Source organism: Pseudomonas sp. NPDC089741 (assembly GCF_044748825.1).
GTDB lineage: Bacteria > Pseudomonadota > Gammaproteobacteria > Pseudomonadales > Pseudomonadaceae > Aquipseudomonas > Aquipseudomonas helmanticensis.
The window spans coordinates 1-23,770 of record NZ_JBIVGT010000043.1 but is presented as its reverse complement, the minus strand read 5'-3'; the positions used below and the strand labels follow the sequence as shown (position 1 = coordinate 23,770).

Here is a 23,770-nt window from a genome sequence, read left to right as displayed (position 1 = left end):
TCGCAGCCTTCGGCAGCTCCTACACGGTGGGTTACAACGTGCCGAAGACTTTCTTCGCCAGACTGGTCGCTGCAGCGGCAGGGTTTTGACGGATGGTTTCTTCCTGTTTGCCGATCATTTCAAACAAGCCATTCAGCGCCTGCTCGGTCACGTAGTTTTCGACATTCGCGCTTTTCGCATCGACAACACCGAAGGCCGCAGCCTGGCCGGCGAACGAGTTGTACTTCTGCGCCACGCCAACCTTGTCGGTGGACTGTTTGACGATCGGCAAGAACTTGGCGCGGATCTGTTCGCGGCTGGATTTGTCGAGGTATTGGGTGGCCGAGTCCTTGCCGCCGCTGAGGATGCCCTTGGCGTCTTCGACGCTCATCTTTTTAACGGCATCGACGAGGATAGGTTGGGCTTGGGTCACGGCGGATTCTGCGGCCTTGTTCATCGCGGTTTCCAGCTCTTCGACCTGAGCCCCCATGCCAAACGCTTTCATCTTGCTGGCAGCTTTGCCGAGTTTGCCCGGCAGTTCGATCTTCACATCGGGGTTGTTGCTGAAGCCACCCGGGGTGCCCAGTTGTTTGACGGCAATTTGCGCACCTTGGGTCAGGGCGTCCTTGAGGCCGCCGGTAGCGTCTTTTTGCGACAGGTCGCTGAGCGACAGGGCCATGGCGTTGGCGCAGATCATCAGGCCCGCGCACAGGCCGGCGAAGCGAAGGGTAGGGCGGAGCATGGCGGCTTCCTTGTTGCAGAATATGAATTAACGAATGGCGTCGACGCGGATTTTCAGCGGCTGCGGGTCGTTGCCGTCGAGTTGCACGGCGTGGTTTTCGGTGGTGATGAACATCAGCTCACCATTCACTTCAATGCGTGCGCTGACCGAATAACGGTGACCGGGTTTGACTTGCGCCGGATCGTAGCTCAAGTGAAAAGGCAGTGGTACCTGACCTTGGACCGGGCCTTTCTGCTCGTCGAGTACGACGGCGGGCGCATCGGCCAGAGAAATGTCTTGCAGGCTCACGCTGAGGGTCGCGCTCGGTGGCAGAGCGATGCGCTGCAGGTAGAACACTTCGCCATCGAGGCCGACCTTGCCGGCCGGTGTGGTCGATTGGCAGGCGCTCAACAAAGTGGCAGCGGCGAGAAGGGTGAGTTTTTTCATCGGGACCTCTGTGACTTTTGCGCCGGAAGAATCCCGGCACCGAAGGGGAATCTAGCGGATTTTGTCATTAACGTCAGTGAACAAACGTAATGGTTTTTTCAGCCATTGCGCGATCCACTGCGATAGCCACGAGCCCAGGTTGGGCGAAACCGGCGCAAGTTCGACATGCGACGGCGTGACCAGAATGGATTGACGGTAGCGATTTTCAACACCGCTTAACGCATAACGCCTACCGGGCATGACGCTGTCCGGATCGTATTGCAGATAAAACGAAGCGGCGGTTCGTTCATCGTGTGTGATGCGGGCAAGTTGTGTATCGGGATGATCTGCATCGTGCAGGCTGATCGTTACAGCTTCGTGTTCAGCAACCGTGCGCGGCTCCTGAACTTGCACATGCAAAAAACCGATCGGACTCAAATGCAGCGTCTGTCGGTGCGGGGCTGTGTTTACGATAACAAAGTAATCCAGCGCCAACAGTAGTGGCTGTTGGTCATGAAACATCTGAACGTTGATCTGATATTTCACGCCGACATCGTGGTAGTGATGCGGGAAAGAGAACTTCCAGTCGATATCGAAAACTGACGGGTGTCGCCAGTCTTTGATGGTAATCGGCGGAGTTAAAGTAATGGCTTTGACGCTGACCACCGTTTCATTCTCACCGCCCTCAGGAGCGCGGAAGTCTGGGGGCAGACGGAAGTCGACGGTGACAATGGGAGTTTGTTCGTGCAACAGGCTCATCTCGATATCCTTATCGCGATTATTAACGTGAGCCTATTTATTCACGAATCAACTAACGAGAGAACCCGGCGGGCTCTCCGTTAGTTATCGGCAAGTTTCAGCCTTCGGCAATGACCGCCGTTTCAGCCGCATCTTCACTGCGATGCAATGCCACTTGGCGGATCGACAATCGAATGTCCGCTGGCAATACGCGCTTCGCCGCACCTTCCGCCAGTTCGCCGAGCAGCTCGTGATAACTCAGTTTGCCGGCCTCGTCGCGACGCAGCACGTCGAGGTCGAGCAGGGTCTGGATAAAGTGACGGAACAGGCTCTTGTCGAAAAACTCCGGGGCGTTGAGGCCATGGAGGATCGACAGGCGCTGGGCCATCACGGTGCAGAGGTCTTCAAGCTCTTCGGCGCTGATGCTGTTCTGGCCGCTGTTGAGCAGCAAGGACACGGTCATGTAGAAGCGCTGCAAGGTCTGCGCGATGCTCTTCGACAGCAGCGTCAGCAAGACAAAATGTCGCGAGCTCGGTGCTGGGCGCAGGTAGACATCCTTCTCGAAACGCAGCAAGCCTTGCTCGACAAACGCTTCCAGCCACTGATCGACCACGCCATCCAGTTCTTCCAGAGACCAGCGAATGAACAGCTCCGATTGCAGGTACGGATACAGCGCACGGGTGTAGCGCAGGATCTGTTCGCGGCTCATGCGCGAAGCGCTCTGGAAGAAACTCGCCAGCAGCGCCGGCAGGGCGAAAATGTGCAAAACGTTGTTGCGGTAGTAAGTCATCAGGACGGCGTTCTGCTCATCCAGATAAAGAATCTTGCCCAGCGCATCGTTCTGCTCGGCGAGCAAGTCCATGTCCTTCACATGTTCGATCAACGCGCGACCATCGCCTTCCGGCAGCGTGGTGTGCGGCGAATACGGAACCTTGCGCAGCAACGCCAGATACAAATCCAGCACGCGGGCCATAGCGCGATCGTCCAGCGCCAGGCGCGTGGTCGACAGCAGCGCCAGCGCTACCAGGTTGACCGGGTTGATCGCCGCTGCTTCGTTCAAATGCTGCGCGACTTTCTCGCCGAGGCGGTTGGTGGTTTCGTTGAGCCACGCCGGTTTGTATTGCGGGCCGAGTTCCTGCTGGCGCCAGTCCGGTTGCTCGGCGTCGAGGAATTCCGCCAGTTTGATCGGCTCGCCGAAGTTCACCGCGACCTGACCAAAGCGTTGCTTGAGTGCGCCGATGACTTTGAAGATGTCGAAGATCGACTCTTTCTTCTTGCTCGCGCCACGCAGTTCGCCGAGGTAGGTACGACCTTCCAGCACGCGCTCGTAACCGATGTACACCGGCACAAACACGATCGGCATCCGCGACGAACGCAGGAAACTGCGCAAGGTAATCGCGAGCATGCCGGTTTTCGGTTGCAGCATGCGCCCGGTGCGCGAGCGACCGCCCTCGACGAAGTACTCGACCGGGAAGCCTTTGGTGAACAGCGTGTGCAGATACTCGTTGAACACCGAGGTGTACAGCGGGTTGCCCTTGAATGTGCGGCGCATGAAGAACGCGCCGCCGCGACGCAGCAGGCTGCCGATCACCGGCATGTTGAGGTTGATTCCGGCGGCGATGTGCGGCGGGGTCAGGCCGTTGCGGAACAGCAGGTACGACAACAACAGGTAATCGATGTGGCTGCGATGGCACGGCACATAGATCACTTCGTGACCCTGCGCGACTTTCTGCACGCCTTCGATGTGGTTGACCTTGATACCGTCGTAGATCTTGTTCCAGAACCAGCTCAGCACCACTTCGAGGAAGCGGATCGCGGTGTAGGTGTAGTCCGAGGCAATTTCGTTGCCGTAGCGCAGGGCCTGGGCCTTGGCTTTCTCCGGCGAGATGTTTTCGCGCTCGGCTTCGTCGAGGATCGCTTGCTTGACCAGCGGTTGGTTGAGCAGGCCTTTGACCAGATTGCGGCGGTGGGAAATGTCCGGGCCGATCACTGCTGCTTTGAGATTGCGGAAGTGTACGCGCAGGATCCGCTGGGCCATGCGCACGGTGCGTTCGTGGCCCTTGTTGTGTTCGATCAGCTCGCGCAGGTGGATCGGCGCGGAAAACTGCACGCGGGTTTTACGCCCGAGGACGATGATGCTCAGCAGCCGGCGCAGGCGCCCGGTGACGGCCCAGCTGTCGGCGAACAAGAGTTTCCACGGACTGTTTTCGCTGTCCGGCGATTGGCCCCAGAACACGCTGACCGGAATGATCTGCGCGTCTTCGGCAGCGTTCTGGGTGAGGGCGCTGACCAATCGGGTCAGGGTCGGCGGTGCACCGCGTTTGTCCTGGCGACCGAGCCAGTCCGGATCCGGCGTCAGATAGAAAAACGCCGCCGGTTCGATCAGCGAACCGACCGACACCGGCAGCACCGGACGCGGCAGGCCGGCCTTGGTGCACTCGGTGTCGAGCACGGCCAGATCGGTCAGCGAAGGGTTTTGCAGGACGTAGAACACCGGACGACTGCGGTCGAGGTTGAGGGTGAACGACGACTGGTTGATCGTCTCCGAGCGAACCCAGAGATACAACAGTCGGCGCAAGGTGCCAAACACAAGACGGCGGAACGGGGAACGGGTCATACGGCTTCTGCGTGAGTGAATAAAACCGAGCAGATGCTCGGGCGGTCGATAGTGTGCCGGATTCGCTGAAAATCGGCAAAAAAGCGGCGAAGTAATCTCCTGTTGAGAGTTTTCACGCCTGTCATATACTCGGCGGTCTGTCGCCGGGGCCCTTGTATGGACGTCGGACGCAGGTTGATGTTCCGCAAAGGCTTTCCTGCGAAAAGCCTGTTCAATAATAAAAAAGGAGTATGAACAGATGGCAACCCGTGAAACCGGCAACGTGAAGTGGTTCAACGACGCCAAGGGCTACGGCTTTATCCAGCGCGAAGACGGGGTGGACGTGTTCGTGCACTACCGCGCGATTCGTGGCGAAGGGCATCGGTCGCTGACCGAAGGCCAGCAGGTCGAGTACGCGGTGATTACTGGCGAGAAGGGCTTGCAGGCGGAAGACGTTGTAGGCCTGTGATGATCGTTCCCACGCTCTGCGTGGGAATGCCTCAACGGACGCTCCGCGTTCGCTTTGGGACGCAGAGCGTCCCGGACTGCATTCCCACGCGGAGCGTGGGAACGATCAATGCGGTGTATCAGTCACCATTCATATCGACTGACACTACGCATTCGCGAGCAGGCTCGCTCCCACATTTGTATCCGCGTTGCCTGTTGTTACGCGGTTTTCCAGGTGATTTCTTCTTCACCGTCTTCGCTGATGCGCATCCAGCGATCCGCCGTTTCCTCACCTTCTTCCTCGACCCACGTCCCCGGCGCGCAACGTACTTCGACGTTCAGCGCAGCAAACGCTGCGCGAGCGCAGGCGATGTCGTCGTCCCATGGGGTCGCATCGCTTTCCAGGTACAGGCTGTTCCATTTGCCCACGGCTTTCGGCAGCCAGGTCACCGGCACGTGGCCGGCCTTGCACTTCCAGGTCTGGCCTTTCTGCACCCAGTCGCTGCATGGGGCCAGTGCTTCGCCCAGCCAGGCCGAAATGGCCTTGTGGTCGACGTCGGCGTCTTTCAGGTAAATCTCGATATCCGGTTGGCGCATGGATGTCCTCACTGCGGGTCTGAAAAATCCATTCGCGGATTTAGCCGGCCCCGGGCACTTGCCCGAGACCAAAAGTTATTGAAGAACGAAATAATCGTAGCGCATCGACACGGTGGTCTCGAACGGCTCGGCCTGTTCGATCACCGCCGCGCGACGCTCGGCACTGGCGCGCCAGCCGTGGGGAGTCATCGCCAACAGGTTGGCGCGATCCTCGGGCTTGTCCAGCGTCAGTTTGAATTCCAGGGTTTCACTGTGTGCCAGCGCCATGCCTTCTGGCACCAGAGCCAGGTGCTTGTCGTCGGTGTACTCGCGCACTTCGTCGTACAGGCGTTCGCGCAGTTCCATCAGGTGGCCGCTGGTCGGGCCGACTTTCATCAGACCACCGCCGACACTGAGCAGACGTTTGGCTTCTGCCCAATCCAGCGGACTGAAAACGCTGGCGAGAAACTGGCAACTGCCCGACGCCAACGGCACGCGGGCCATGCTGGCGATCAACCAGCTGATCGCCGGGTTACGCTTGCAGGCGCGTTTGACCGCTTCGCGGGAGATATCCAGCGCGTAGCCATCGGCGTTCGGCAAGGCCTCGGCGATTTGCGCGGTGTAATAACCCTCGCCACAACCGATGTCGACCCAGCGCCCCGGCGCATAACTCGCCGCCAGCTCAGCCAGACGCTTGGCCACCGGCGCGTAATGGCCGGCGTTCAGAAAGTCGCGACGCGCTTCGACCATAGCCTGGTTGTCGCCCGGGTCGCGGCTGTTCTTGTGCTGCACCGGCAGCAGGTTCAGGTAACCCTGCCGCGCACGGTCGAAGCGGTGGCCGGCGGGGCAGACCACGCCGTTGTCCACCGCGTTCAGCGGCTCACTGCAAATGGGGCAAGCAAGCATCAGGCGAGCAACTTGATCAGGGTCTGGTAGTAGATCTCGGTCAGCACGTCGAGATCCGCCGCCAGCACGCGTTCGTTGACCTGATGGATGGTCGCATTGACCGGCCCCAGTTCAACCACTTGCGTGCCCATGGTCGCGATAAAACGACCATCGGACGTCCCGCCGCTGGTCGACGCCTTGGTTTCGCGACCGGTGATCGCCTTGATGCTCGCCGACACCGCGTCGAGCAGCGCACCCGGTTCGGTGAGGAACGGCAGGCCGGACAGCGCCCAGTCGATGTGCCAGTCCAGATCGTGTTTGTCGAGGATGTCGGCGACGCGTTTCTGCAGGCCTGCGACAGTCGATTCTGTAGAGAAACGGAAGTTGAATACCGCCACCAGATCGCCCGGAATCACGTTGGTCGCACCGGTGCCGGAGTTGACGTTGGAAATCTGGAAACTGGTTGGCGGGAAGAAATCGTTGCCGTGATCCCAATGCTCGGCGGCCAGTTCGGCCAGCGCCGGAGCGGCGAGGTGGATCGGGTTCTTCGCCAGATGCGGGTAAGCGACGTGGCCCTGAATGCCTTTGACCGTGAGCTTGGCGCCCAGCGAGCCGCGACGGCCGTTTTTCACCACGTCGCCGACCAGCGTGGTGCTCGATGGTTCGCCGACGATGCACCAGTCCAGACGTTCGTTTCGCGCGGCCAGACGCTCGACCACAGCCTTGGTGCCGTGGTGCGCCGGGCCTTCTTCGTCGCTGGTGATCAGGAACGCAACTTTGCCCTCGTGGTTCGGGTAGTCGGCGACGAAACGCTCGGCGGCGACGGTCATCGACGCGAGGCTGCCTTTCATGTCTGCCGCGCCACGGCCGCAGAGCATGCCGTGTTCATCGATCAACGCGTTGAACGGGTCGATCTGCCAAGCGGTGACCGGGCCGGTTGGCACCACGTCGGTGTGGCCGGCGAAGCACAGTACCGGACCGTCGTTGTTGCCGTGGGTCGCCCAGAAGTTATCCACATCTTCTATGCGCATCGGCTCGAGGCTGAAACCGGCATCGCCCAGGCGCTGCATCATCTGCTTCTGGCAATCGGCGTCGACCGGCGTCACGGATGGACGGCGGATCAGGTCGATGGCGAGTTGGAGGGTCGGCGAAAGGTCGGCGTGGGCCGTCATGTAATAACTCCGGGTGCGCACGGTAAACCTGTAGGAGCTGCCGCAGGCTGCGATCTTTTGATTTTGTTTTTTAAAATCAACAGCAAGATCAAAAGATCGCAGCCTGCGGCAGCTCCTACCGAGTTTGTTGGCATTGAAAAAGGCGGTCATTCTAAAGCAAAACGGCGGCCCGAAGGCCGCCGTTTGACGTTATCCGTTACCGATTATGCTGTTGCCGGCTCAGGCTTGGCCGCAGGTTTGGGCAGCGACGAGAGGAACGCCATGATCAGCGCCGCCAGATACGGCAGCGACTGCACCAGCAACATCACTACCCAGAAACGCATGTCGTTGCTCGGCATGCCGTTGACCAGATAGATCCCCAGCGCCGCGCCCCACAACAGCAGCATGATGAACAGCTCTTCCCGTGCTTCGGAAATCGCCACCCAGAAGCCATGGTTGTCGGCGTTTTTCGGCGTACGGAAGAACGGAATGCTGGTGGTAAAGAAGCCGTACAGCACCGCTTTGGCGATGGTGTGCGACAACGCCAATCCGGCCAGTGCCGCGCAGAATGCATCTTTCAGGTTCACGCCGACGGCGCGACGGTAGAGGAAGATGATCTTGCCGACCTTGAACACAAACAACGCCAGTGGCGGAATTGCAAAGATCAGCAACGGCGGATCGACCCGCTGCGGCACGATGATCATCGCCGCCGACCACAACAACGCGCCGACGGTGAAGAAGATGTTCATGCCGTCCGCGACCCACGGCAACCAGCCCGCGAGGAAGTGGTAGCGCTGACCGCGCGTCAGCTCGGTGTCCTTGCCGCGCAGCAGGCTGCGGGTGTGGCGCTTGATGATCTGAATCGCACCATAAGCCCAGCGGAAACGCTGCTTCTTGAAGTCGATGAAGGTGTCCGGCATCAGGCCCTTGCCATAACTGTCGTGGTAGTACGCCGCCGACAGGCCTTTCTCGAACACGCGCAGACCGAGTTCGGCGTCTTCACAGATGCACCAGTCAGCCCAGCCCAACTCTTCCAGCACCGAGCGCCGGGTCATGGTCATGGTGCCGTGCTGAATGATCGCGTCACGGTCGTTGCGGGTGACCATGCCGATGTGGAAGAAGCCTTTGTATTCGGCGTAGCAGAGCTTCTTGAAGGTGCTTTCGTTCTGGTCGCGATAATCCTGCGGCGACTGCACCACAGCGATTTTCGGGTCGGCGAAGTGCGGCACCATGTGCTTCAGCCATTTCGGGTGCACGCAGTAATCGGAGTCGATCACGGCGATCACTTCGGCGTCTTTGGCGGTGTGCGGAATCAGGTAGTTCAGCGCGCCGCCCTTGAAGCCGGCCAAAGGCGAGACGTGGAAGAACTTGAAGCGCGGGCCGAGTGTTGCACAGTAGTCGCGCACCGGTTCCCAGACCGCCGGGTCCTTGGTGTTGTTGTCGATGATCAGGACTTCGTAGTCCGGATAATCGAGCGCGGCGAGGGCGTCGAGGGTCTGTTTGACCATCTCCGGCGGCTCGTTGTAGCACGGCACGTGGATCGAGACTTTCGGGCGGTAATTAGAGTCGCCCTCGACCGGCAGGAATTCGCGTCGACGTTTGTGAATCCACACCGCTTCGGCCAATTCATGCGCTTCGGTCAGCAACACGATAAACACCCCGAGCGCGCCGAGCGCCAAGAGGAATCCGACCGTCAAACTGAACCAGGTGCTGTATTGCAGGCTGTAGTCGTAACCGATCCACACCAGCACCGAACCGCAAAGAAAGGCGATAAAGGTCAGGAAGATCCGCCCACGTTGACGCAGGGCCGAACCGTCGATCATCAACAGGGTCAGCGACAGCAATGCCAACACCACCGAACCGATCGCCAGCACGCGCCATTGCGGGATCGCGACAACCGGGCCTTCGAAGTTGAATTTCTGCTGGCGCGCGGCGTTGAACACGCCCCAATAAGCGCCGACCGAGCCTTCGTCGCTGGCCTTCCACGGCTGGTCAAACGCTTCGATCACGAAGTAGTTGAAGCCTTGGCGGTTGAGCTTGTTGACCAGGTTGCGCAGATAGATCGCTTGATCCGCCGGCGACGCATCGGCGCCACCGCGCATGCGACCGTTGCTCGGCCAGCCGACCTCGGAGAGCAGTAGCGGTTTTTTCGGGAAGAGCTTTTTCAGGTCGCGGGCACGGTCGAAAACGAACTGGCCAGCCTTGTCGACCGGAATGAATTCCCAGTACGGCAGAACGTGCGCAGCGATCAGGTCAACGTGCTTGGCCAGCTCCGGGTGTTCTTCCCAGACGTGCCATTGCTCGGAGGTGGTCACCGGCACTTTCACCGCCGCGCGCACGCGATCGAGCAATACGCTCAGCTCTTGCGCGGTGATTTCCTTGCGGAAAATCGCTTCGTTACCGACCACCACGCGAACCACGCTGCGTGATGTGTTGGCCAGTTCGATGGCGCGCTGGATTTCCCGTTCGTTGCGTTCCTGGTCGGGGCTGATCCAGATCCCGAGGGTCACGCGCAGGCCGAATTCTTCAGCCAGTTTGGGGATGTCTTGCAGCGAACCGTCGACCGAGTAGATGCGGATGTTGTCCGTCAGCTTGCTCATGATCTCCAGATCGCGGCGCATCTCGTCGTCAGTCGGGTACTGATCCTTTTGCGGATATTGTCCCTGCTGGAACGGCGAATAGGAGAAACCGGAGATTTGCTCCGGCCAGTTCGGCGCGGAGACCGGGCGGTTGATCAGCGCCCAGAAACCGGTGAACAGGGCGGCGATTGCCAGAACCACCACCAGGTTGAGTCCAAATTTACGCGATGACATAGCTATTTCGGGTTCCAAAGGCTGTGGAACGGAGGATCGGTCGGCTATACGCCCGAGGGGCGCGCATCCTACACCGGCTGTTCGCAAGTCGTACATCAGACAGGGAAATGCCCGACATTGGGCAGCCGACTTTGACTTAAGTTCTTACACTTGTAGCTGGAAGCTTAAAACTTGTCGCTGTGTAGCCCTATAATGCGCGCCGGTTTTTGGGGTAATGGTCATGAGTACAGAAGATCCGCGGTTTGCAGGCATCGCCCGTTTGTATGGCATCGAAGGCTTGGCGCGTTTACGTGCGGCGCATGTGGCGATCGTCGGCGTCGGTGGCGTCGGTTCCTGGGCGGCGGAAGCCATTGCCCGCTGTGGCGTCGGCGAGATTTCGCTGTTTGATTTGGACGATGTCTGCGTCAGCAACGCCAACCGCCAATTGCACGCGCTGGACAGCACCGTCGGCAAACCCAAGGTCGAGGTGATGGCCGAGCGTCTGCGCGGGATCAATCCGGATTGTACGGTGCACGCAGTGGCGGACTTCGTCACCCGCGAGACCATGGCCGAATACATTACGCCGAACATTGACTGCGTGATCGACTGCATCGACGCGGTTAACGCCAAGGCTGCGCTGATCGCCTGGTGTAAACGCCGCAAGATTCAGATCATCACCACGGGTGGCGCGGGCGGGCAGATTGATCCGACGCTGATCCAGGTCTGCGATCTCAATCGTACGTTCAACGACCCATTGGCCTCGAAAGTGCGTTCGACGTTGCGTCGTGATTACGGTTTTTCGCGCACCGTGACTCGTCATTACAGCGTGCCGTGTGTGTTTTCCACGGAGCAACTGCGCTACCCGAAACCGGATGGCAGCATTTGTCTGCAGAAGAGTTTTGTTGGCGACGGCGTGAAGCTCGACTGCGCGGGTGGGTTTGGCGCGGTGATGATGGTCACGGCGACGTTCGGCATGGTCGCGGCGACCAAGGCTGTGGACAAGATTGTCGCGGGTGTGCGGCGCCCTTCAGATCGGGTCAAACCTGACGCCTGACCGGTTGATCATTCCCACGCTCCGCGTGGGAATGCAGCCCGGGACGCTCCGCGTCCCCATCAGCAGCCGAACGCGGAACGTCCGTTGAGGCATTCCCACGCAGAGCGTGGGAACGATCAGTTAGCGCGCCAGATCATTCATTCGCTGGAGCACGGCATTCAGGCCGTTGCTGCGCGAGGGCGACAACTGGCGCGACAGGCCGAGCTGATTAAACCAATCAGGCAAGTCTATTTGCTTTAAATCAGCCGCCGACAACCCGTTAACCCGCAACAGCAACAACGCCACCAACCCGCGAATCATCCGCGCATCGCTGCTCGCGCTGAATTGCCAGTGACCCTCGCGCAACGCCCCAACCAGCCACACCTGACTCTCACAGCCATGCACGCGATTGGCCTCGCACTTGTCGGCGTCACTTAGCGGCGGCAGGCGATCACCAAACTGCATCAACAACCGCGCCCGCTGTTCCCAGCCCGCCGCGTTCTGAAAAGTCTGCAGCGCCTCGGCGGCCTCGACCGGCAAACTCATCGCAACAACTCCAACGCCTGATCCAGCGCTTCAAAGAAGCGCTCCAGATCTTCGGAATCGTTGTACAGCGCCAGCGACACGCGAATCGCTCCGGCCAGCTCAAAGCTTTTCAGCAACGGCATCGCGCAATGATGTCCGGCGCGCACGGCAATACCTTGCTCGGTCAGCAAGTGCGCCAGATCGGCGTTGTGCACGCCTTCGACGACAAAACTCGCCAGCGCCAATTGCGGCTTGCCGAGCAAGCGAATGCCATTACGAGCGGCGAGGTCTCGCAGCAGATAGTCATGCAGCACCGCTTCGTGGGCCGACACCGCGTCCTGATCGAGCCCGGCCAGATAATCCAGCGTGGCACCGAGGCCGATCACACTGGCAATCGGCGGTGTGCCCGCTTCAAAACCCAGCGGAGCAGGGCGAAAGCGCGCGTCGTGGTAGTTGGCTTCCAGCACCATTTCACCGCCGAACTGCCAAGGCTTCAGTTGTTCAAGTGCAGCATTGCGCCCGAACAACACACCGAGGCCATCGGGGCCATACAGTTTGTGGCTGGAAAACACATAAAAGTCGCAACCCAGCGCCTGCACGTCATGCCGACCGTGAACCACGCCTTGTGCGCCATCGACCACGGTCAATGCGTTCTGCGCCTTGGCCATGCCCAATAGCGCCGGCAATGGCTGCCATGCGCCGAGTACGTTGGACAGCTGACTGACCGCCAGCAAGCGTGTGCGCGGGCTGATCAAGTGCACGGCGGCAGCGAGGTCGATCAGACCGTCGGTATCCAGCGGCAGGATCACCAGTTTCAGATTGCGACGTTGCGCCAGTTGCTGCCACGGCAGCAGGTTGGCGTGATGCTCCAGGGCGCTGATGACAATTTCATCGCCGGGGTGGAAAAGATGTTCCAGGCCATAAGCCAGGAGGTTCAGCGCACTGGTGGCGCCGTGGGTAAAGATGATCTGCCCACTGTCACCGGCGTTCAGCCACTGGGCAACCTTGAGCCGACTGTCCTCGAACGCCTGCGTGGCATGGGCGCCGGGCAGGTGTTGCGCGCGATGCACATTGGCCGCGCCATTGGCGTAGTAATGCGTCAGCGCGTCGAGCAGGGCTTGCGGTTTTTGCGTGGTGGCGGCGTTGTCCAGATAGGTCTGGTCTTGCCGTTGCAGCGCGGCGATGGCCGGGAAATCGGCACGCCACGGGGAGGGAATCATCACAGTTTTTAGCCCTGGTGAAGAGGGGCGGGATGTACGCCAGACCCTGTAGGAGTGAGCCTGTTCGCGATGGCGTCTGTGAGGGCGCTAGAAGCATCGCGAGCAGGCTCACTCCTACAATGGATCGTCTGACGCTTAGTTGTGAGCGTGCAGCGCTTCGTTCAGTTCGATCGCCGATTTGTGGGTTTTGCATTCCACAGCACCGGTTTCCGAATTGCGACGGAACAGCAAGTCAGTCTGACCGGCCAGCTCACGCGCCTTCACGACTTTAACCAGATTGTTGTTTTCGTCGAGCAGCGCCACCTTGGTGCCGGCGGTCACGTACAGGCCCGACTCAACAGTGTTGCGGTCGCCCAATGGAATACCGATACCGGCGTTGGCGCCGATCAGGCAGCCTTCGCCAACCTTGATCACGATGTTGCCGCCGCCTGACAGGGTGCCCATGGTCGAGCAACCGCCGCCCAGATCGGAGCCCTTGCCGACGAAGACGCCAGCGGAAACGCGGCCTTCGATCATGCCCGGGCCTTCGGTGCCGGCGTTGAAGTTGATGAAACCTTCGTGCATCACGGTGGTGCCTTCACCGACGTAAGCGCCCAGACGCAGACGCGCGGCGTCAGCGATACGCACGCCGGCCGGAACCACGTAGTCGGTCATTTTCGGGAATTTGTCGACCGAAAACACTTCCAGCAGATCGCCGCGCAGACGGGCTTCCAGTTGCATTTCCGCCAGTTCGCTCAGGTCGATGGCGCCCTGGCTGGTCCAGGCCACGTTCGGCAGCAACGGGAAGATCCCGGCCAGGCTCACGCCGTGCGGCTTGACCAGACGGTGCGACAGCAGGTGCAGCTTGAGGTAGGCCTCAGGGGTCGAAGTCAGCTGTGCGTCTTCAGCCAGCAGGGTGGCGACCAGCGGCTTGTGGCTTTCGGCCAGACGGGTCAGCAGCTTGCCTTGCACGGCGTCGATGCCTTTCACGGCTTCAGCCAGTTGTGCAGCCTGAGCGGTGGTGAAGGTGATGGCCTGGTTGCCTTCGGTGTAACCGAGGATCGGCGCAACCGCGGCGACCAGTTCGGCCGAAGGGTTGAGCAGTGGCTGTGCGTAGAACACTTCCAGCCATGCGCCTTGACGATTCTGAGTGCCGACACCAAAGGCGATGCTGAACAGGGAATTGGACATGTAAATACACCTCTACAAAGAGTGACGGGCTGCTTACTTCAGAGCGGCCGCGTAGATATCTGGCTTGAAGCCAATCAGGGTTCGGTCACCGAGATCGAGCACCGGGCGCTTGATCATCGAGGGTTGAGCGAGCATCAGTTCGATGGCTTTCGACTGGTCGAGATCGGCTTTACGTTCGTCGTCGAGTTTGCGAAAGGTCGTGCCTGCACGGTTCAACACCGTTTGCCAGCCGTGCTCGTCACACCATTGGGTCAGGTGCTCACGGTCGATGCCGGCGCTTTTGTAATCGTGAAAGTCGTAGCTGACAGCGTGTTCATCGAGCCAGGTGCGCGCCTTTTTCATGGTGTCGCAGGCTTTGATGCCGAAAAGGTGCAACGTTTTACTTGAAACGGTCAAGGAATCGCCCCCTTCACAGGTGCTGGAGAAAAATGGTGACGGATTATGCCATGACCCTTCGGCGAATACGCAAAACCCTGTAGGAGCTGTCGAGTGAAACGAGGCTGCGATCTTTTGATTGTGTCTTTAAAGATCAAAAGATCGCAGCGTGCCGCAGCTCCTGCGCATTGTTGTGCGGGGATCGGTTGGGACAGCTGCGACATAGGTGCAACGGTCAGATGCATGCTAAGCGGCTAATATGGCAGTTCAACGCTGTCGATTGTCTGAGATTTCCGCTTTATGCAAACTGCTTACACCGTCCTGATCCTGCTGATGCTGGTCAGCGTTTCGCGTCTGGTCGGACGGGTCATCCCGCTGCCTCTGCCGCTGGTGCAAATCGCCGCCGGCGCCTTGCTCGCCTGGCCGACCCTCGGTCTGCACGTGGCGCTCGATCCTGAATTGTTCCTCTTTCTGTTCCTGCCGCCGCTGCTGTTTTCCGATGGCTGGCGCATGCCCAAACGTGAATTCTGGCATTTGCGCGGGCCGATCCTGACCTTGGCGGTTGGTCTGGTGCTGTTCACCGTAGTCGGCGCCGGCTACTTCATTCACTGGTTGTTGCCGGCGATTCCGTTGCCGGTAGCCTTCGCCCTGGCCGCTGTGCTGTCGCCAACCGACGCGGTTGCGGTCTCGGCGATTTCGCAGAACCGCTTGCCGACGCCGCTGATGCATATCTTGCAGGGCGAAGCGTTGATGAACGACGCCTCGGGTCTGGTGACCTTCAAGTTCGCACTGGCCGCGGCGATCACCGGCGTGTTCTCGCTGACCAACGCCAGCCTGACCTTTGTCGTGGTGGCCCTCGGTGGGCTGGCCGTCGGCGTGGCCTTGAGCTGGCTGGTCGGGCGCCTGCGCGCCTGGATGATCGCGCGAGGCTGGGACGATCCCGCCACGCACGTGGTGTTCATGTTGCTGCTGCCGTTCGCTGCTTATGTATTGGCTGAACGCCTCGGGGTCTCGGGCATTCTCTCGGCAGTGGCGGCGGGCATGATGCAGAGCTGGCTCGATCTGCTGCCTCGGCAAACCAGCACCCGCTTGCTTAATCGCAGCGTCTGGTCGCTGCTGGAGTTTGCCTTCAACGGGTTGATCTTCCTGCTGCTCGGTCTGCAGTTGCCGGACATCATCAAAGCGGTGGTCAGCCACGAACCGACGTTATGGCCGACCCTGTTCTATCGCTGTCTCGACGTGGTGGCGATCTTTCTCGCCTTGGTGCTGCTGCGGTTTATCTGGGTGCAGAGCATCTGGCGCTTGTCGGTGTTGCTGCGGCGTTTGCGTGGCAAGAACGAGTTGACTCAGGTGCCGACGGCGCGCTCCTGCTGGCTGCTGACCGTGGGTGGCGTACGCGGTGCGGTGACGCTGGCGGGTGTGATGTCGGTGCCGATGTTGATGGGCGCGGAGTCGTTTCCCGAGCGTGATCTGCTGATCTTTATCGCTGCCGGGGTGATTCTGCTGTCGTTGATTTCGGCGTGTATCGCTCTGCCTCTGTTGTTGCGCGGCATCGAAAAAAGCCCGGACGACAAACGTCGCCAGGAAGTGCGCGACGCCTGGCGCAAGACCGCCGAGGCAGCGATTCATGCGCTGGAAACCGAGGAGGTCGGCCCGCAGGATGCAGCGCAGGCCGCACTCGCGGCAGAACTCAAGGCGCGGATCATGTCCGAGTACCGCCATCAGCTCGATGTCTTCAACGACTCGGCCGAAGCACAGGCCCTGGCGTTTCAGATGGATCTGCTCGAGCGTCGTTTACGCCTCAAGGCACTTCGCGCGCAACGTCTGGAACTCTACAGCCTCAGCCGTCATCACCAGATCGGTGATGACGTATTGCGCGAGGTATTAGGTGAGCTTGATTTGAGTGAGGCCAATCTGGGGGTGTTGAAGTAGTCCCGCATGGGTGTTGATCGGATTGCTGGTTTTATCGGGGATAAACGGTTCGCGCCATGTGTATATCCAATCTACTTAGTTCGGTGTTTTCAGTGACCTCAAATACTCCGTCGGTGAAGGTTTTTTCTATCGGGTAGTGCATGATCGACTTTTGATCATAAGCGGTCACAGACATCTTTTGATTGATCTTGGTGAAGAAGTTTTCGTCAATAGCGGCTCTGCTCATGCCGAGTCGCGTGAAGTGGTCGTAAACCTTTTGCTTGTTCCAGGGGATGTTGGCGTACGGGTGCAAATGCTCGTGTTCGAAGCCCAAGGCGTGGCCGAACTCGTGCAGTAATACCGTTCTGAATCTGCTGCTGCCTGGCTTTTCGGCAATGTACATCGTTGGATTCTGCACATCGACGGTGAGTGCGTCTGTGCCAACGGCAGAGCTGTTGTCACTGGTTTTGGTCTTGATGCGAATGTCGGCATCGCGCTCGCTCGTGAACGCGATATCCAGATTGATATGGTTGCCCCATTCCCGAATGACTTCCCGATACTGCCTTTGCTCGTCGTTCGTCAGGTTATCGAGAAACGTGACGCTAAGCGTCCTGAACGCTTTCCATACCTTTCCATCAAGGGCCACGCCCAGTAAGGAAATGCCCTGTCTGCTGACGTTGGCAGGGTTTTCGGCAAGCGCGGCCTGATAGGAAAGACTTTGGCTTTTCGGCGGCAGTGTCGTACAGATTTTGCAGTCTGGCATTCTTGAAATCCTTTTTAAGTGATGCATGAAGTGAGTGGTTTTGATGAAACCTGACGTCCTGTCAGGCATCGGGCTGTGGATAAGCTGCGGATATGAAAGCCTTGTCTTTGTCGCTGAGCTGCAGATTCAGGTGAATCTGGAAGTCACCCTGAGTCCAGCTCTGGCGGATGGCGTAGTGCATGATGGACTTTGGGTCGTAAGCCGAGTTGTCGACTTCACTGGCATCGAGAAGATTGAAATAACGCTCGTCGATGCTGCTGCGGGCCAGATCATCTTCTGCGCCAAAGTGCTCGTAGACGGCTTGCTTGTCCCAGGGAATGGTCATCTGTGGATGCAGATGTTCATGTTCGGCACCCAGTACATGACCGAACTCATGTATGGCATTGGCCATGAAGAACTTGAGCGACAAGTTGTGATCGGGCGAAAGATTCATAGTGGCTTCGCTTTGATCATCAATGGTTAATGCGTCAGTGCCGATCAGCGACCAGTAGGCTCCGCCGTCATCGGATATACGAATCTCGGCATCACCGTCATCGACAAAGTCGAAGTTGAGATTGATAAAAGCAGTCCATGTCTCTGCGGCCGCGCGAATGGCTTGCTTGTAGGCCGCGTCACCGGCCAGCACGCGAATGCGCAGGGTTCGGCCGGGTGTCCAGAGTTTGCGATGCTTGAACACGGCTCTTTTCTGCCGACCGCTGGGCGCACCGCGGTTGGCGGGATTCTCCTCAATGGCCGTTTGGTAAGACGCGTTAATGTCTTTGGGCGCTTTAACAAAACAATCTTTAATATCATCCATGAATAACTTTCCGTAATAGACGCTTTGTTGTTTTTTTTGGGGGGCGTGGAATTTGTTTTTTTAAATAACCGGGTTCGGCCTGACGGACAGAGTAAGTGTCGGGGCTGAAGATAGGAAGACGATGCGGGGAGTTGATATGTTGCGTGGTGTTTGTTCCCGCACGACATTGCATCGTGCGGGAATATATAAACGTTAGTTAGCGGCGCTTGATGAAGTCGCGGATACGTTCCGCAGCCTCGACACATTCTGCCAGCGGCGCAACCAGTGCCATCCGCACGCGACCTGCACCCGGGTTGACTCCGTCGACATCGCGGGACAGGTAAGAACCCGGGACTACGGTCACGTGTTCCTGTTCGAACAGGTCCCGGCAGAACGCAGCATCGTCACCCTGCACATTCGGCCACAGGTAGAAACTGCCATCAGGACGCTGAACGTCCATCACCGGGCTGAGGATTGCCAGTACCGCGTCGAACTTCTCGCGGTACAGCGCACGGTTGGCGCGAACGTGGACTTCGTCGTTCCAGGCGGCGACGGAGGCCAGTTGGGTTTGGACCGGCATCGCGCAGCCGTGGTAGGTGCGATAGAGCAGGAAACCCTTGAGGATATCGGCGTCGCCGGCGACGAAACCGGAACGCAGGCCCGGCAGGTTGGAGCGCTTGGACAAACTGTGGAACACCACGCAGCGCTTGAAATCCTTGCGACCCAATTCAACGCAGGCCGTCAGCAGGCCCGGCGGCGGGGTCTGTTCTTCGAAATACAGCTCGCTGTAGCACTCGTCGGCGGCGATCACGAAGTCGTATTCGTCAGCCAGGGCGATGAGTTTTTTCAGCACATCGACCGGAATCAGCGCGCCGGTCGGGTTGCCTGGCGAGCACAGGAAGAGGATCTGGCAGCGCTTCCAGATGTCGGGAGAAACGGCATCGAAATCCGGGTTGAAGCCGTTCTCGTCGAGGCACGGCAGATAGTGCGGCTTGGCCCCGGCGAGGAACGCGGCGCCTTCGTAGATCTGATAGAACGGGTTCGGGCTGACGACCAGCGCATCATCGCCACGGTTGACCACGGTCTGGGTGAAGGCGAACAACGCTTCGCGGGTGCCGTTGACCGGCAGCACATTGCGCGCCGGATCGATCCAGCCGCTCGGCACGCCAAAACGCCGCTCGCACCAGCCAGCGATGGCTTCGCGCAGGGCCGGGATGCCCAACGTGGTCGGATAAACCGCCATCTGATCCAGATTGTTCGCCAGCGCTTCGGCGACAAAGCTTGGCGAGCGATGTTTCGGCTCGCCGATCGACAGGGCGATCGGACGTTTGTCCGGGTTCGGCGTCACGGTGCCGAGCAGGGCGCGGAGCTTTTCGAACGGGTAAGGCTGGAGCTGGTTCAGAGCGTTGTTCATTGGGGCCTCTTTTAATGTGGGAGGGATTGCTTCAATGCGCGCCTTACACAAACCTGTAGGAGTGAGCCTGCTCGCGATGAGGATGGCTCATTCAATATCTATGCAAGCTGATGAACCGCTATCGCGAGCAGGCTCACTCCTACAGGGGTTTGTTGAGCAGGCTGGTATCGGAGTCTTCCTTCCCACCGGAGTAATAGTTACTAATTCAAATACTGATACGCGAAAGCTTGATATCCGGTTCCTGATTGACGCTCAACTGCTCAACGATTGCGTCCTGCAAGCGGCTGCACAGCAGCGGGTCGGACAGCGGCTGGTTGTGCGCGTCGGTGATGAAGAAAACGTCTTCCACGCGCTCGCCCAGGGTCGCAATCTTGGCGTTTTGCAGCGACAGGTCGAACTCGAGAAAAATCCCGCCGATCCGTGCCAGCAGGCCCGGCCGGTCCGGCGCGGTCAGTTCCAGCACGGTCACCGGACGCTGCGCGTCGTTGTGGATGGTCACCTGCGGCGCAAACGCGAAATGCTTGAGCTGGCGTGGCACCCGGCGCTGGATGATCGTCGGGTAGTCGTCCGGGTTGCGCAGCGCTTCGGTCAAGCCGTCGCGGATCTGTTTGACCCGCGCCGGGTTGTCGCCGATGGATTCGCCTTCGTTGTCGAGCACGATGTAGGTGTCGAGGGTGAACTGGCTGCTCGAGGTGATGACTCGGGCGTCATGAATGTTCAGGTTGAGCTGATCCATCGCCGCCACGGTTACGGCGAAGAAGTCATGCTGGTCCGGTGCATAAATGAAGATCTGCGTGCCGCCCTCGAATTCGCGTTGGGTGGTTTCCTTGATCAGCACCAGCGGACCGCCATCGACCGGCTGCTGGAGGATCGCGTCGCTGTGCCAGGCCACGTCGCCCGCCGTGTGCCGCAGGAAGTAGTCATCGCCCAACTGCGCCCACAACTGCTCGACGTCGTCCGGATCGGTTCCGCCACGCACCAGAATATCCAGTGCCGCGCTCTGGGTCTGACGGATCTGCTCTTCGCGATCCACCGGGTTTTCCAGGCCCCGGCGCAAGGCGCGTTTGGTCTCGGTATAGAGCTGGCGCAGCAGGCTGGCGCGCCATGAGTTCCACAGCGTCGGGTTGGTCGCGTTGATGTCGGCCACGGTCAGCACGTAGAGGTAGTCGAGACGGGTTTCATCGCCGACCGCCAGGGCGAAATCGTGAATCACTTGCGGATCGGACAAGTCCTTGCGTTGGGCGGTGGTCGACATCACCAGGTGGTTTTGCACCAGCCAGACAATCAGGCGACTGTCCCACACCGGCAACTGGTGGCGCTGGCAGAACGCCTCGGCATCGACCGCGCCGATCTCCGAGTGATCGCCGTGCCGACCCTTGCCGATGTCGTGGTACAGACCGGCCATGTAGATCAGCTCGGGCTTGGGCAGCTTGGCCATCAGCTTGGCGGCCAGCGGGAATTTCTCCGAGACCTGGGTGTACTGCAATTTGCGCAGGTGCTTGATCAGGTTCAGCGTGTGCGCATCGACCGTATAGATGTGGAACAGGTCGTGCTGCATTTGCCCGACGATAAAGCCGAACTCCGGCAGATAACGCCCGAGAATCCCGTAACGGTTCATTCGGCGCAGGTTGCGGTGGATGCCGATCTTGCACTTGAACAGCTCGATGAACAGGCTGGTGTTGCGAATATCGTTACGGAAGTTGTCGTCGATCAGGTGACGATGCTCGCGCAGCAGACGAATGGTGTCGGCGCGCACGCCTTTGATATCTGGCTGCTGGGCCATCAGCACGAAGATTTCCAGCATGGCAAATGGCGTGCGGCGGAACACGTTGTCGTTGCGCGCTTCGATGTAGCCGTCGTGCAGCTGGAAGCGCGAATTGATCGGTTGCGGCGGCGCTTCGTCTTCTGGTGCGAGGATGACTTCCTCGAAGTGCTGGATGATCAGGTCGCTGAGCTGGGCAATGCTCATCACCACGCGGAAATACTGCTGCATGAAGTTTTCGACCGCCTGTTTGGCGTCGTCACCTTCAAAACCGAGCAGGCCGGCGATGGTGCGTTGATGATCGAACAGCAGGCGATCTTCTGAACGCCCGGCAAGCATGTGCAGGGCGTAACGCACTTTCCAGAGGAATTCCTGGGAGGAGGCGAGCAGGGCGTTTTCGCTCTCGACCAAAAAGCCTTCGCCGGCGAGGGCGCGCAGGTTAAGCGTGCCGTACTGACGTCGGGCCACCCAGAGGATCGTCTGAATATCCCGCAGTCCGCCGGGCGAGCCTTTGACGTTGGGTTCCAGGTTGTATTCGGTGTCGTTGTACTTGTGATGGCGGGCCTTCTGTTCGGCGCGCTTGGCCAGGAAAAACTCCTTGGCCGGCCACATGTGTGCAGTGCTGGTGACATCGAGCATGCGCTGGCGCAGACGCTCGGGGCCGCAAATGGTGCGGCTTTCCATCAGGTTGGTGACCACCGTCAGGTCGGCGCGGGCTTCTTCGGCGCATTCGTCGACCGAGCGCACGCTCTGGCCGACTTCCAGGCCGATGTCCCACAACAGCGTCAGAAAGCGCTCGATCGAGTCGCGAAAAATTTCGTGATCGGCGCTGTCCAGCAGGATCAGCAGGTCGATGTCGGAATAGGGGTGCAGCTCGCCGCGACCATAACCGCCGACCGCGACCAGCGCGATGTCGGCGTCTTCGCTCCAGTTGAACTGGTCCCAGGCCTTTTGCAGGATATTGTCGACGAACCAGGCACGGTCTTCGATCAGCCGACGGATGTCGCGGCCATTGCGAAAACGCGCGTCGAGCACTTCGCGAGCCTGGCGGATCGCCTTCTTGAACGCCGCGATAGGACTCGCTTTGAGAGCCAGTTCAGCCTGGAACTGGCCGCGGTCGAAGAGTTCGGGATCCACCTGCGGCATCGATTGGCTTTCCTTCTATAAGGCTGGGAGCGTTGTGTGGATCAGGCCGAGATGCGCGCGATGGTGTCGTCGGCGCGCAGGGTGAAGATCTCGTAGCCGGTATCGGTCACCAGCAGGGTGTGTTCCCACTGTGCCGAGAGCTTGCGGTCCTTGGTGATCGCGGTCCAGCCGTCGCCCAATACTTTGGTGTCGGCCTTGCCCTGGTTGATCATCGGCTCGATGGTGAAGGTCATGCCGGCCTTCAGTTCCATGCCGGTGCCAGCGCGGCCGTAGTGCAAAATCTGCGGCTCTTCGTGGAACACCTTGCCGATGCCGTGACCGCAGAACTCGCGGACCACCGAGAAACCGTTCTTTTCCGCGTGCTTCTGGATCACTTCGCCGATGTCGCCAAGGCGGCAGCCGGGTTTGACGATCTCGATCGCCTTGTACATGCATTCCTGAGTGATCTGCGACAGGCGCTCGGCCCACACCGGTACTTCGCCGACGTGGAACATGCGGCTGGTGTCGCCGTGGTAACCGTCTTTGATCACGGTGACGTCGATGTTCAGGGTGTCGCCGTTTTTCAGCGGCTTGTCGTTCGGGATGCCGTGGCAGACCACATGGTTGATCGAAGTGCAGATCGACTTCGGGTAGCCCTTGTAGTTGAGCGGGGCAGGGATGGCTTGCTGCACGTTGACGATGTAGTCGTGGCAGATCTGGTTCAGCTCATCGGTGGTGATGCCCGGTTTGACGTGTTCGGCAATCATTTCCAGCACATCGGCGGCCAGTTTGCCGGCGACACGCATGCCAGCGATGTCCTCGGGGGTTTTGAGGTTGACGGTCATACAGGCTCTCTCTGCGCTCGGCGGCGCTTGCTGATACGAATAGGGTGGCAGGTGTGCGTTTTGCGACCCTGAAAAACGCGATTCTAACAGACGCACGGCGCAATTCAGTGCCTGCGTGCATCGCTTCTCTCTATACAGTGGTGCGTTCGGAGCCGATTCCAAGGGGGCTGCGCCCATGTCCTTGGTGCGAATACAGATTTCGGGTTCCGTTTCTGCGCACCCTGTGGTATAAAATGCGCCGCTTTCCGGGGATACCCCGAAAGGCTTAAATCCACACACGTGTCGACACGATGACCTGGGTGCTTTTGGCTTTATGCCACTGGTTGGTCATTGGGATACGTGGAGGCCAAACCCGACTTATTAAGGAACTATCATGTCCCAAGTCAATATGCGCGATATGCTGAAGGCCGGTGTGCACTTCGGTCACCAAACCCGTTACTGGAATCCGAAAATGGGTAAGTACATTTTCGGCGAGCGTAACAAGATTCACATCATCAACCTTGAAAAAACCCAGAAAATGATCAACGAAGATCTGACATTC

The 23,770-nt window shown here is 59.4% G+C and carries 21 protein-coding genes; 4 read left to right on the top strand and 17 right to left on the bottom strand.

Annotated features, from left to right (window positions below):
• Nucleotides 1-31 precede the first annotated feature (31 nt).
• The 4 genes from ACIPZE_RS26495 to plsB form a co-directional block, all read right to left on the bottom strand.
• A complete protein-coding gene (locus ACIPZE_RS26495) occupies nucleotides 32-721 on the bottom strand; it encodes a DUF4197 domain-containing protein (protein WP_283437535.1) in 690 nt (229 codons plus the stop codon).
• A 27-nt stretch (nucleotides 722-748) separates the two neighbouring features.
• Nucleotides 749-1,147 (bottom strand): YbaY family lipoprotein, encoded by a 399-nt coding sequence (locus tag ACIPZE_RS26490; protein ID WP_129389741.1) that lies wholly within the window; start codon nucleotides 1,145-1,147, stop codon nucleotides 749-751.
• A 51-nt stretch (nucleotides 1,148-1,198) separates the two neighbouring features.
• Nucleotides 1,199-1,885 (bottom strand): hypothetical protein, encoded by a 687-nt coding sequence (locus ACIPZE_RS26485; RefSeq protein WP_283437534.1) that lies wholly within the window; start codon nucleotides 1,883-1,885, stop codon nucleotides 1,199-1,201.
• A gap of 97 nt (nucleotides 1,886-1,982) precedes the next feature.
• Nucleotides 1,983-4,481: a glycerol-3-phosphate 1-O-acyltransferase PlsB gene (gene plsB / locus ACIPZE_RS26480; RefSeq protein ID WP_283437533.1), complete on the bottom strand. Its 2,499-nt coding sequence runs from the start codon at nucleotides 4,479-4,481 to the stop codon at nucleotides 1,983-1,985.
• A 238-nt stretch (nucleotides 4,482-4,719) separates the two neighbouring features.
• Here plsB and ACIPZE_RS26475 point away from each other — a divergent pair, with 238 nt between their 5' ends.
• Nucleotides 4,720-4,929 (top strand): cold-shock protein, encoded by a 210-nt coding sequence (locus tag ACIPZE_RS26475; RefSeq protein ID WP_007908870.1) that lies wholly within the window; start codon nucleotides 4,720-4,722, stop codon nucleotides 4,927-4,929.
• 197 nt (nucleotides 4,930-5,126) lie between these two features.
• Here ACIPZE_RS26475 and ACIPZE_RS26470 read toward each other — a convergent pair whose 3' ends face one another.
• The 4 genes from ACIPZE_RS26470 to ACIPZE_RS26455 all read right to left on the bottom strand — a co-directional run bounded on the left by ACIPZE_RS26470 (nucleotide 5,127) and on the right by ACIPZE_RS26455 (nucleotide 10,332).
• A complete protein-coding gene (locus ACIPZE_RS26470; RefSeq protein ID WP_400776317.1) occupies nucleotides 5,127-5,504 on the bottom strand; it encodes a hypothetical protein in 378 nt (125 codons plus the stop codon).
• A gap of 75 nt (nucleotides 5,505-5,579) precedes the next feature.
• A complete protein-coding gene (locus ACIPZE_RS26465) occupies nucleotides 5,580-6,389 on the bottom strand; it encodes a putative RNA methyltransferase (protein WP_400776315.1) in 810 nt (269 codons plus the stop codon).
• Nucleotides 6,389-7,540 carry a succinyl-diaminopimelate desuccinylase gene (gene dapE / locus ACIPZE_RS26460; RefSeq protein ID WP_400776313.1) on the bottom strand — a complete coding sequence of 384 codons (1,152 nt, stop codon included), beginning with the start codon at nucleotides 7,538-7,540 and terminating at the stop codon, nucleotides 6,389-6,391. Before dapE ends, ACIPZE_RS26465 begins: the two co-directional genes overlap by 1 nt.
• 203 nt (nucleotides 7,541-7,743) lie before the next feature.
• Nucleotides 7,744-10,332, bottom strand: a complete 2,589-nt coding sequence (locus tag ACIPZE_RS26455; protein ID WP_400776310.1) for a glycosyltransferase — start codon at nucleotides 10,330-10,332, stop codon at nucleotides 7,744-7,746.
• A gap of 214 nt (nucleotides 10,333-10,546) precedes the next feature.
• On the opposite strand from ACIPZE_RS26455, the gene tcdA reads away from it, so the two are divergent.
• Nucleotides 10,547-11,365, top strand: a complete 819-nt coding sequence (gene tcdA, locus ACIPZE_RS26450; protein WP_283437530.1) for a tRNA cyclic N6-threonylcarbamoyladenosine(37) synthase TcdA — start codon at nucleotides 10,547-10,549, stop codon at nucleotides 11,363-11,365.
• Between the two features lie 120 nt (nucleotides 11,366-11,485).
• On the opposite strand, the gene ACIPZE_RS26445 is transcribed toward tcdA, so the two are convergent.
• The 4 genes from ACIPZE_RS26445 to ACIPZE_RS26430 all read right to left on the bottom strand — a co-directional run bounded on the left by ACIPZE_RS26445 (nucleotide 11,486) and on the right by ACIPZE_RS26430 (nucleotide 14,655).
• On the bottom strand, nucleotides 11,486-11,890 hold the full coding sequence (locus ACIPZE_RS26445; protein WP_283437529.1) for a SufE family protein: 405 nt from the start codon (nucleotides 11,888-11,890) through the stop codon (nucleotides 11,486-11,488).
• Entirely contained in the window at nucleotides 11,887-13,092 is a 1,206-nt protein-coding gene (locus ACIPZE_RS26440) for an aminotransferase class V-fold PLP-dependent enzyme (RefSeq protein ID WP_400776307.1), read from the bottom strand. The genes ACIPZE_RS26445 and ACIPZE_RS26440 overlap by 4 nt, the downstream gene beginning before the upstream one ends.
• Before the next feature lie 132 nt (nucleotides 13,093-13,224).
• On the bottom strand, nucleotides 13,225-14,259 hold the full coding sequence (gene dapD, locus ACIPZE_RS26435; protein ID WP_122591337.1) for a 2,3,4,5-tetrahydropyridine-2,6-dicarboxylate N-succinyltransferase: 1,035 nt from the start codon (nucleotides 14,257-14,259) through the stop codon (nucleotides 13,225-13,227).
• A 33-nt stretch (nucleotides 14,260-14,292) separates the two neighbouring features.
• The gene (locus ACIPZE_RS26430; protein ID WP_016985102.1) at nucleotides 14,293-14,655 is read right to left on the bottom strand and encodes an ArsC family reductase; all 363 of its coding nucleotides are present in this window, start codon (nucleotides 14,653-14,655) and stop codon (nucleotides 14,293-14,295) included.
• 279 nt (nucleotides 14,656-14,934) lie between these two features.
• On the opposite strand from ACIPZE_RS26430, the gene ACIPZE_RS26425 reads away from it, so the two are divergent.
• Nucleotides 14,935-16,566, top strand: a complete 1,632-nt coding sequence (locus tag ACIPZE_RS26425; protein WP_400776304.1) for a Na+/H+ antiporter — start codon at nucleotides 14,935-14,937, stop codon at nucleotides 16,564-16,566.
• Nucleotides 16,567-16,597: 31 nt separating this feature from the next.
• Here the strand turns inward: ACIPZE_RS26425 and ACIPZE_RS26420 are convergent, their stop codons facing one another.
• The 5 genes from ACIPZE_RS26420 to map all read right to left on the bottom strand — a co-directional run bounded on the left by ACIPZE_RS26420 (nucleotide 16,598) and on the right by map (nucleotide 23,229).
• The gene (locus tag ACIPZE_RS26420) at nucleotides 16,598-17,308 is read right to left on the bottom strand and encodes a M12 family metallopeptidase (protein WP_400776301.1); all 711 of its coding nucleotides are present in this window, start codon (nucleotides 17,306-17,308) and stop codon (nucleotides 16,598-16,600) included.
• 61 nt (nucleotides 17,309-17,369) lie between these two features.
• On the bottom strand, nucleotides 17,370-18,104 hold the full coding sequence (locus tag ACIPZE_RS26415) for a hypothetical protein (protein ID WP_283437524.1): 735 nt from the start codon (nucleotides 18,102-18,104) through the stop codon (nucleotides 17,370-17,372).
• Nucleotides 18,105-18,300: 196 nt separating this feature from the next.
• A complete protein-coding gene (gene dapC, locus ACIPZE_RS26410) occupies nucleotides 18,301-19,497 on the bottom strand; it encodes a succinyldiaminopimelate transaminase (RefSeq protein WP_400776298.1) in 1,197 nt (398 codons plus the stop codon).
• A gap of 205 nt (nucleotides 19,498-19,702) precedes the next feature.
• Complete coding sequence (locus tag ACIPZE_RS26405; protein ID WP_283437522.1) at nucleotides 19,703-22,405, bottom strand: [protein-PII] uridylyltransferase; 2,703 nt, start codon at nucleotides 22,403-22,405, stop codon at nucleotides 19,703-19,705.
• 41 nt (nucleotides 22,406-22,446) lie between these two features.
• Entirely contained in the window at nucleotides 22,447-23,229 is a 783-nt protein-coding gene (gene map, locus ACIPZE_RS26400) for a type I methionyl aminopeptidase (RefSeq protein WP_129389792.1), read from the bottom strand.
• 373 nt (nucleotides 23,230-23,602) lie between these two features.
• Between map and rpsB the strand changes: the two genes are divergently transcribed.
• A partial coding sequence (gene rpsB, locus ACIPZE_RS26395) for a 30S ribosomal protein S2 (protein WP_400776347.1) occupies nucleotides 23,603-23,770 on the top strand: 168 nt, incomplete at its 3' end.

Coding starts and splice junctions, on each gene's coding strand:
- ACIPZE_RS26445 (WP_283437529.1), bottom strand. CDS start 11,890: ATGAGTTTGCCGGTCGAGGCCGCCGAGGCGCTGCAGACTTTTCAGAAC.
- ACIPZE_RS26425 (WP_400776304.1), top strand. CDS start 14,935: ATGCAAACTGCTTACACCGTCCTGATCCTGCTGATGCTGGTCAGCGTT.
- ACIPZE_RS26495 (WP_283437535.1), bottom strand. CDS start 721: ATGCTCCGCCCTACCCTTCGCTTCGCCGGCCTGTGCGCGGGCCTGATG.
- plsB (WP_283437533.1), bottom strand. CDS start 4,481: ATGACCCGTTCCCCGTTCCGCCGTCTTGTGTTTGGCACCTTGCGCCGA.
- ACIPZE_RS26490 (WP_129389741.1), bottom strand. CDS start 1,147: ATGAAAAAACTCACCCTTCTCGCCGCTGCCACTTTGTTGAGCGCCTGC.
- ACIPZE_RS26475 (WP_007908870.1), top strand. CDS start 4,720: ATGGCAACCCGTGAAACCGGCAACGTGAAGTGGTTCAACGACGCCAAG.
- tcdA (WP_283437530.1), top strand. CDS start 10,547: ATGGTCATGAGTACAGAAGATCCGCGGTTTGCAGGCATCGCCCGTTTG.
- ACIPZE_RS26465 (WP_400776315.1), bottom strand. CDS start 6,389: ATGCTTGCTTGCCCCATTTGCAGTGAGCCGCTGAACGCGGTGGACAAC.
- dapC (WP_400776298.1), bottom strand. CDS start 19,497: ATGAACAACGCTCTGAACCAGCTCCAGCCTTACCCGTTCGAAAAGCTC.
- ACIPZE_RS26470 (WP_400776317.1), bottom strand. CDS start 5,504: ATGCGCCAACCGGATATCGAGATTTACCTGAAAGACGCCGACGTCGAC.
- ACIPZE_RS26485 (WP_283437534.1), bottom strand. CDS start 1,885: ATGAGCCTGTTGCACGAACAAACTCCCATTGTCACCGTCGACTTCCGT.
- ACIPZE_RS26420 (WP_400776301.1), bottom strand. CDS start 17,308: ATGCCAGACTGCAAAATCTGTACGACACTGCCGCCGAAAAGCCAAAGT.
- ACIPZE_RS26455 (WP_400776310.1), bottom strand. CDS start 10,332: ATGTCATCGCGTAAATTTGGACTCAACCTGGTGGTGGTTCTGGCAATC.
- dapE (WP_400776313.1), bottom strand. CDS start 7,540: ATGACGGCCCACGCCGACCTTTCGCCGACCCTCCAACTCGCCATCGAC.
- ACIPZE_RS26405 (WP_283437522.1), bottom strand. CDS start 22,405: ATGCCGCAGGTGGATCCCGAACTCTTCGACCGCGGCCAGTTCCAGGCT.
- ACIPZE_RS26415 (WP_283437524.1), bottom strand. CDS start 18,104: ATGGATGATATTAAAGATTGTTTTGTTAAAGCGCCCAAAGACATTAAC.
- dapD (WP_122591337.1), bottom strand. CDS start 14,259: ATGTCCAATTCCCTGTTCAGCATCGCCTTTGGTGTCGGCACTCAGAAT.
- map (WP_129389792.1), bottom strand. CDS start 23,229: ATGACCGTCAACCTCAAAACCCCCGAGGACATCGCTGGCATGCGTGTC.